This is a genomic window from Psychromonas sp. MB-3u-54 (genome assembly GCF_002836415.1).
Lineage (GTDB): Bacteria > Pseudomonadota > Gammaproteobacteria > Enterobacterales > Psychromonadaceae > Psychromonas.
This window is the reverse complement of record NZ_PJBP01000157.1, coordinates 1-7192: the sequence shown is the minus strand read 5'-3', so window position 1 is coordinate 7192 and position 7192 is coordinate 1. Positions and strand designations below refer to the sequence as shown.

The 7192-nt window shown below is 40.3% G+C and carries 8 protein-coding genes and 2 pseudogenes; 3 read left to right on the top strand and 7 right to left on the bottom strand.

The window, feature by feature from the left end; genetic code table 11:
• Positions 1 to 134: 134 nt before the first annotated feature.
• The 4 genes and pseudogenes from CXF72_RS11635 to CXF72_RS19600 all read right to left on the bottom strand — a co-directional run.
• Positions 135 to 831, bottom strand: a pseudogene (locus CXF72_RS11635) (hypothetical protein); the annotation flags it as partial.
• Between the two features lie 114 nt (positions 832 to 945).
• On the bottom strand, positions 946 to 1605 hold the full coding sequence (locus CXF72_RS11630; protein ID WP_101039186.1) for a peroxiredoxin: 660 nt from the start codon (positions 1603 to 1605) through the stop codon (positions 946 to 948).
• 199 nt (positions 1606 to 1804) lie between these two features.
• A complete protein-coding gene (locus tag CXF72_RS11625) occupies positions 1805 to 2155 on the bottom strand; it encodes a DUF6157 family protein (protein ID WP_101039185.1) in 351 nt (116 codons plus the stop codon).
• Positions 2156 to 2648: 493 nt separating this feature from the next.
• Positions 2649 to 3333, bottom strand: a pseudogene (locus CXF72_RS19600) (hypothetical protein).
• A gap of 171 nt (positions 3334 to 3504) precedes the next feature.
• Here CXF72_RS19600 and CXF72_RS11610 point away from each other — a divergent pair.
• On the top strand, positions 3505 to 3960 hold the full coding sequence (locus CXF72_RS11610; RefSeq protein ID WP_101039183.1) for a CopD family protein: 456 nt from the start codon (positions 3505 to 3507) through the stop codon (positions 3958 to 3960).
• 184 nt (positions 3961 to 4144) lie between these two features.
• Here CXF72_RS11610 and CXF72_RS11605 read toward each other — a convergent pair whose 3' ends face one another.
• Positions 4145 to 5230 carry a cysteine synthase A gene (locus CXF72_RS11605; RefSeq protein WP_101039182.1) on the bottom strand — a complete coding sequence of 362 codons (1086 nt, stop codon included), beginning with the start codon at positions 5228 to 5230 and terminating at the stop codon, positions 4145 to 4147.
• Between the two features lie 660 nt (positions 5231 to 5890).
• Here CXF72_RS11605 and CXF72_RS11595 point away from each other — a divergent pair.
• Positions 5891 to 6139 carry a type II toxin-antitoxin system Phd/YefM family antitoxin gene (locus CXF72_RS11595; RefSeq protein WP_101039180.1) on the top strand — a complete coding sequence of 83 codons (249 nt, stop codon included), beginning with the start codon at positions 5891 to 5893 and terminating at the stop codon, positions 6137 to 6139.
• Complete coding sequence (locus CXF72_RS11590) at positions 6129 to 6419, top strand: type II toxin-antitoxin system RelE family toxin (protein ID WP_101039179.1); 291 nt, start codon at positions 6129 to 6131, stop codon at positions 6417 to 6419. Before CXF72_RS11595 ends, CXF72_RS11590 begins: the two co-directional genes overlap by 11 nt.
• A 120-nt stretch (positions 6420 to 6539) precedes the next feature.
• On the opposite strand, the gene CXF72_RS11585 is transcribed toward CXF72_RS11590, so the two are convergent.
• Both CXF72_RS11585 and CXF72_RS11580 read right to left on the bottom strand, forming a co-directional pair.
• On the bottom strand, positions 6540 to 6758 hold the full coding sequence (locus CXF72_RS11585; protein WP_101039178.1) for a hypothetical protein: 219 nt from the start codon (positions 6756 to 6758) through the stop codon (positions 6540 to 6542).
• 26 nt (positions 6759 to 6784) lie between these two features.
• Complete coding sequence (locus CXF72_RS11580; RefSeq protein WP_101039177.1) at positions 6785 to 7075, bottom strand: excalibur calcium-binding domain-containing protein; 291 nt, start codon at positions 7073 to 7075, stop codon at positions 6785 to 6787.
• Positions 7076 to 7192 lie beyond the last annotated feature (117 nt).

Here is a 7192-nt window from a genome sequence, read left to right as displayed (position 1 = left end):
TATCAAGTACCCAGTCTAAGCGACCTGCAAAATAAAGCGCTTATTGTGATACTCAAATATTTATAGTAATTCCGCGATTTTGGCTGGTCATTTGTGCCCTTCTGCATCTTAGAAAATTAACTTGTTAACGCCGCTTAGTGGCAGTTTGCTGCACCGGGGCGTCGCTTTCGGTCTAAATGTTCACAGTATTCGGTTAATGCCGGTAAGGCACCCACCGCACCTTTAAATAAATGACCAAATTCGGTGGTGATTTTAAGCCAGTTGTCTGCAGGAATATTAAGTCGGTTTAGAATGCCTTGGCTGCTTGAACTGATGGACCGCACTTATCTTCTCGTATAATTCGACCGGTATCTTCAACAAGCATAATGTAGTCCTCCACACTAATACCAAAAGAACTAAAAGGTGATCACCCTTGCTGGTTAACATCAGCCCGTCAGGCATATTCAGGCGTTCATCACCTACAAACGTCAGTAATTCTGCTGACTGTTCACCTTTTATGGCTGAGTGAATTCTTCGCTGGATGCTGGTGTAATTTGAGGTTTCAGGGCTTGTCGCCATTTTGGCGCGAATGGGGTTTAAATCAACATACGCCATACAAGCGAGTATTGCGGCTTCATCAAGTAATGCCTGGGATTTAAAACGTCCTTCCTACTCATTTATAAGGAATAAATGAGAACACCTTTAGCTGGCCCGAAGGGTGAGCGCCATCGATGGTAGCGAATAAAATCGACCGGTACAGCTATTTTCTTTGTTCGCCTGTCTGGCAATCGGCTCACTGAGTGAGCGCATAAACCAGCTAATATCGATTAAACGTCGACGATATTCGGTAATAGTTATGGGTGGCTATATTATTTACTTATTCAAGTTAACACCCTCTTTTTACACATAACGCTAAAAATCAGCCGCACTGATTTTTAGCGTCGGCTGAATTTTTCTTGTTATGTATTAGCCCGGCTGTTTTACTTTCCTGAGGTAAGGCGTTAAAGTCTCCCAGCCATCTGGGTAAATTTTCTTAGCTTCTTCGTTATTTACTCCAGGCACGATAATCACATCTTCACCTTGTTGCCAATTCACCGGAGTGGCTACTTTGTGCTTGGCTGTAAGCTGCATGGAATCAATAACTCGAAGAATCTCATCAAAATTGCGACCTGTTGTCATAGGGTAAACAATCATAAGCTTTATGTTTTTATCTGGGCCAATTACAAATACCGACCGCACAGTAGCATTTGTCATGGCTGTACGACCTTCAGCGGCACCTGTCTCATCAGCGGGAAACATATTATATAGCTTTGCCACTTTTAGATCGGTATCCGCGATAACTGGGTAATTAACAGCGGAACCACCAACGTCTTCAACATCCTTAAGCCAATTGTCGTGGTCACCTGTTGAATCAATACTCAGCGCAATGATTTTGGTATTCCTTTTTTCAAATTCAGGCTGAATGTTAGCCATATAACCCAATTCGGTGGTACAAACAGGTGTAAAATCCTTAGGATGTGAAAACAACACAGCCCATCCATCTCCAATCCATTCATGGAAATCAATTTTTCCTTGAGTAGTTTCTACTTGAAAGTTTGGTGCTTGATCATTAATGCGTAACGACATGGATTTATCCTTTGGTTAGTTGAAAAAAATACTATTGATGAAATCTAACTATAGACAGTGTCTACTATTCGTAGGTAGCACTAGACGCATAACACTTTGCTCACCGGCGAGTCAGTTGGTGCTGTTTTTGCTGCTTTTTCTTTTAGAAAAAACCGCGACAACTGTATCGACTCCGCGTGCAGCAACTTATTATATGACTCTACTCCGCACTAATTCTAACAGCACGCTCAGTAGCAATTGTTGTTGCCAAATTTTGGTATTCATCTGAATTAGCGCCAACTAGAGCCAATTTGCCATTTGAATTTAGGTGAATTCCCCAACCAAAACGTTTTAACAATTTTGATCTACGAATATTGTAACTTTCTATTCTAAGATCAGTCCTATTTCGGCGAACGACATGGACCTCATGATGAAATTCCGATTCAGAATATTTATATGGGTTTTGAATTAAAACTTCATACGAAATCCTGTGAATAGTCCCGTCATCCTCTGGAATAATAGCCACTGTAGAATGTGCATCCTCAGAAATTAAAATTAATGTTTCTACCATATGTTCTCCTTAACTAACAATGTCACATAACAGTGTATTAGTCTGCATTCTCACCAATACATTTAAATATTTTTTTTTGATGATAATTATATGATAACAGACCTATAAAACAGATAGATAGATCAAGATCATGATTTTAAATTGATATTTTATATTGAGAAAATGACCCATCTGCATTTATAGAGACCTCTATAAATGCAATCCATTAAAAATTAACTACTTATTTTCAACAGGTTAAAGTATTAGGGATGTAAAAACAGTGCATCACAATTCTAAGCAACAATCGAAGCAATGCCAATCTAAGCAATGCCACCCATTTTTATAAAAAATAAAATAGCCTCCTTCAACATTCATTTCGGTAGTCTTTTATAGTTATTCAATTTATGCGGCTTTAGACTGTAAAATATGAGGAGTAAGGTCGTTTCAAACCAGCAGAAGCAGCTTGATATCAATCAAGCGAGAAATGACTTACAGGTGGTTGAAGAGTTAAGCTTTAAGCGCACAGCCAGCGTTGGCAGTTTGCTGCACCGTGGCGGCGCTTTCGGTCTAAATGTTCACCGTATTCAGTTAATGCCGGTAATGCAACCACCGCCCCTTTAAATAAACGACCAAATTCAGTGGTAATTTTAAGCCAGTTTTCTGCGGGATGTTAAGTCGGTTTAGAATACATTGGCTGCTTGAACTGATGGCACCGCGCTTATCTTCTCGTATAATTCGACCGGTATCTTCAACAAGCATAATGTAATCTTTGACACTAAACATCAGGCCGTCAGGCATGTTCAGGCATTCATCACCTACAAACGGCAGCAATTATGCTGGCTGTTCATCTTTTATGGCTGAGTGAATTCTTCGCTGAATGCTGGTGTGATCTGAGGTTTCAGGGGTTGGCGCGAATCGGGTTTAAATCAACATACGTCAGACAAGCTTTCGACTTTATCAGCATTCACTTTAAGCATAATATGCAGGTAATTACTCATGCCGGCATAAGCACAGATCTCAATCGCAAAGATAGTCTTAAGTTCTAAAATACGAGAGTCAACCCACTCCCGGCGATGTTCATAGTTTTCACCTGTCGTGCTATCGATGCCACATAAGAATGCTTTACGTACAACACGTGAACAGCAGTGATAATAAGGCGTATCATCTAAGCTCACTGTCGTTTGTCTTGGTCTGGCCATCATTTATTACCTGCAAGTAAATAAAGGTGACTAAAGACTAGGCTAGTGTACAAATATTCGTCAATAATTATGGGTGGCTATATTATTTATTGCATGACCCATCGTTCATTCATTGTCTGCCGGTTACTGCTATAGTGTGGTTTTATTTACATTGATAAAGAGAGTGTCTTAATGAGTATTTTTATTGCGATCCATACCTTGGCTGCAGTCATTTGGGTTGGCGGCATGTTTTTCGCCTATATGGCTCTGCGACCGGCGGCCGTAAAAGTCCTGGATCCGGCACAACGATCGATGTTGTGGTGCCATACCCTGTCGGTCTTTTTCCGCTGGGTGTGGGTGTGTGTAGTTGCGCTGCTGGTCACCGGCTACACCATGATTGGTAGTTATCTCGGCGGCATGGCTGCTGTGGGTTGGCATATCCATGCCATGCAAGGGCTGGGATTGCTGATGATGTTATTGTTCCTGCATATCTATTTTGCCCCCTACCGCAGGCTCAAGAAGGCGATTGACGCCGACGACACTGCGCAAGCCGGGCGGCGCGTTGGTCAAATCCGGATAATGGTCGGCATCAACCTGGTGCTGGGTTTACTGGTAGTGGTACTTGGCTCTGCCGGTCGATATCTCTGAGGTAAAATGATAATTTTAAATTCGTGGCTGATGCTGGTAAAACAAAAAAATAACAAGCCACTCATTATAAAACCGCCTGCTTTTTAAACCCATATTCAAGGTAGAAGTGCACCACCTTTAACAGCCTGTTCGTAGGGGGTGCATCATATATGTCTTGGAAAAACATAACCATTCGCGGCAAAAATTATAAGTTTTTGTAGTCAAAGGTCACCCTTTTTAATAAATCATGCTTTTTAGTAAAGCGCGCTATTAATTTTTCAATTGAGTCGTTTTCGACAAAAATCTCTTTGCTTTCTAAAAACGCTTTGTTGTATAGTTTAGACACTGAACGTTCACCAAGATCACAGGCTAACGTAACGACATGCTGTTTTTTACCACCCTTTAATGGACCCAAATTAATCGCAGCATAAAAGGCTGCGGCAACGTTAAGTGCACTCGAACTTCCTAATATCAGTGCATCTTGTTCGCGAACATAGTTAGCGATAGTAACAATGTCACTATCTGGTAACGTAAGAGTATGGTCAACGAAAGCCTGTCGGAAATTGTCAACTAAACGCATAATACCAATCCCTTCGGTAAAAGATCCCCCCTCTGTCGCAGTGTATTTTCCACTTTGCAAAAAATTATAAATTCCTGAGCCATTTGGATCTACGCAGATGGTGTTGATGTCTGCGTTTTTTTCTTTTAAATATTTTGTCACCCCACCAATTGTACCACCCGTTCCGGCTGCAGAAACAAAGATGCTCACTTCACCATTGGTTTGATGGAAAATCTCAGGACCGGTATGTAAATAATGAGCATCTGCGTTGGCGGTGTTTTCAAATTGATTGGCCCACCAAAAATTCGGGTTTTCATCAGCAATACGTTTTGCTGTATGGTAAAAATGATTAGGGTTAGAGAACGGGCAGGCGTCGACTAAAATTAATTCTGCGCCATGGAGCGCAATCATTTGTTCTTTTTCTTTGGTTTGTCCTTTTGGCATAACAACCTTAAGACCAAAACCGAGTGACTTAGCAACTATTGCCAGGCCTATACCGGTGTTGCCGGCGGTTCCTTCTACTATTGTCATGCCTGGTTTAAGCACGCCAGATTCCATTGCCGACAATACCATTTGCAGTGCTGCGCGATCTTTTACCGTTCCCCCTGGGTTTTGAAACTCACACTTAACGCTGATATCACATTGCGCCAAACGGCTTAAACTTGGAATGGTTAACAGGTCAGTATTGCCGATTATTTCTGATAATTTATTCGCATGACCATTTAGAGGCATAATTTAAATTCACTTACTTTTGTATGTTAGATAACATTAAGAACGATATTAGCCATTTGTAAATTTATTTTAGCTACTTTTGCAATCAATCGGGTCACAGACATTCACTAAAAAATTCAGACTACAAATTGGCTGTTAGAAGCATATAGCAGGCTTCTGAACGCTCACGTTTAGGTAATTATTACACGGAAAATTAAAAATATCCAATGACCGCAAGTAGGCACATATGCGAAGTTCGGCTTCGAAGCGATTTTCTGCTGCTCTGTGAGTCCTCCTTCAAGGGCAGCTTTATCGCATAGATAGGGGGCGGGAAAAACTCTCGTTCTCCCTGCCCTCCGAACTGTGCATGCGGTTCTCCCGCACAGAATAATTATGGGTGGCTATGTAACTTTTTTCGTATTTCTTTTGGCGCTCAAGTTTGGCTTCTTTTATTGCCTTTTTCACTGAGGCTGATAATTTTTTCTTTATTTTCGCCATATATCCAAACTATGAATGAAAGCTAACGCCTTGCTCACCAGCGAGTAAGTTGGTGCTGTTTTTGCTGCTTTTTCTTTTAGCAAAAACCGCGACAACTGTATCGAGTCTGCGTGCAGCAACTTGTTAAACCGCTTTTATATAGCTATAATAACCGAATAAAAGACCTATTAAGAGACCTTTATTATGACCACTAGAATTTTAGCTGACGTTGCAGCGAGTATCACTGAATTTAAAGCAAACCCAATGAAAGTAGCAGCAAGCGCCTATGGTTATCCTGTTGCAATACTTAACCGAAATGAGCCTGCATTTTACTGTGTTCCAGCAGAAGCTTACGAAATGCTGATGGATAAACTAGAAGATATTGAGCTTTTAACTTTAGCTAATGAACGTAAAAATGAATCTAGTATTACGGTAAATATCGATGACTTATAATCTCGAATTCAAAAAAACAGCATTGAAAGAATGGAACAAATTAGGTGCAACACTCAAACAACAATTTAAGAAAAAACTAATTGAACGATTGAGTAACCCACACATCCCATCCGCCAAATTATCAGGCGCTGATAACATGTACAAAATTAAACTCCAGCAGTCAGGCTATCGCCTAGTGTATCAAGTCGCAGATAATGTCATCACAGTAACAGTACTCGCAATCGGAAAAAGAGAACGTAGCGACGTATATAACAAAGCGGCGAGACGTATGAATGACTGATTGTGGTTTAACGCCTTGCTCACCGGCGAGTAAGTTGGTGCTGTTTTTGCTGCCTTTTCTTTTAGCAAAAACCGCGACAACTGTATCGAGTCCGAGTGCAGCAACTTGTTAGAATTTTATTTACGCTGCACCAATTAACATTACACCAATACCTGCTAATTGAATAAAAAATGGCTTTTTCGCAACGCCCCAATGCATGACAGTAAATGCAAGTACAACTGGGGTTATTAATAAGCAAGCTATTCCCCAAATAATACTTTCTTTAAATGCTTCAATTAAAAACAGGATTCCGCCAACTATCAAGATTAAAACCCCTATTACACCAATAATGTCAGCCATTATTTAAAACTCCTTTTTAAAAAATATTAAAAGCGAGAATCATTTTCGCAAGGTACACCATCATAATCACCATCCATTTTTGTATTTGGACAGTGAGTGATGAAGAACACTGCTTCTGTTCTCGAATTCATTTGACTGCAATATTGGCGACCATCACATGAATATTCTTTTTCATAAACAGTTTGAGCAGCTTTAACTTGTTTGCTTGGCACATTTAATAATTCAAGATCAGCATTCGTAATGACTGGATTACTTTGCTTTGCGTATATTTGCCAACCAGCTAAACCAATAAGCACTAATAATATTAACTTTTTCATTTAGATAACTCTTAACGTTGAGTAAATTCTAACGCCGCCATAAACGGCTAAAAATAGCTGGCTATACTTTGTGAGGCACGAACAAAAGCCAGCTTTTTTTTGTCCGATTTAATGGCC

What these genes read in the sequence shown, in the direction of transcription:
- CXF72_RS11625 (WP_101039185.1), bottom strand. Translation starts at nt 2,155, where the DNA reads ATGGTAGAAACATTAATTTTAATTTCTGAGGATGCACATTCTACAGTG.
- CXF72_RS11580 (WP_101039177.1), bottom strand. Translation starts at nt 7,075, where the DNA reads ATGAAAAAGTTAATATTATTAGTGCTTATTGGTTTAGCTGGTTGGCAA.
- CXF72_RS11590 (WP_101039179.1), top strand. Translation starts at nt 6,129, where the DNA reads ATGACTTATAATCTCGAATTCAAAAAAACAGCATTGAAAGAATGGAAC.
- CXF72_RS11585 (WP_101039178.1), bottom strand. Translation starts at nt 6,758, where the DNA reads ATGGCTGACATTATTGGTGTAATAGGGGTTTTAATCTTGATAGTTGGC.
- CXF72_RS11630 (WP_101039186.1), bottom strand. Translation starts at nt 1,605, where the DNA reads ATGTCGTTACGCATTAATGATCAAGCACCAAACTTTCAAGTAGAAACT.
- CXF72_RS11595 (WP_101039180.1), top strand. Translation starts at nt 5,891, where the DNA reads ATGACCACTAGAATTTTAGCTGACGTTGCAGCGAGTATCACTGAATTT.
- CXF72_RS11610 (WP_101039183.1), top strand. Translation starts at nt 3,505, where the DNA reads ATGAGTATTTTTATTGCGATCCATACCTTGGCTGCAGTCATTTGGGTT.
- CXF72_RS11605 (WP_101039182.1), bottom strand. Translation starts at nt 5,230, where the DNA reads ATGCCTCTAAATGGTCATGCGAATAAATTATCAGAAATAATCGGCAAT.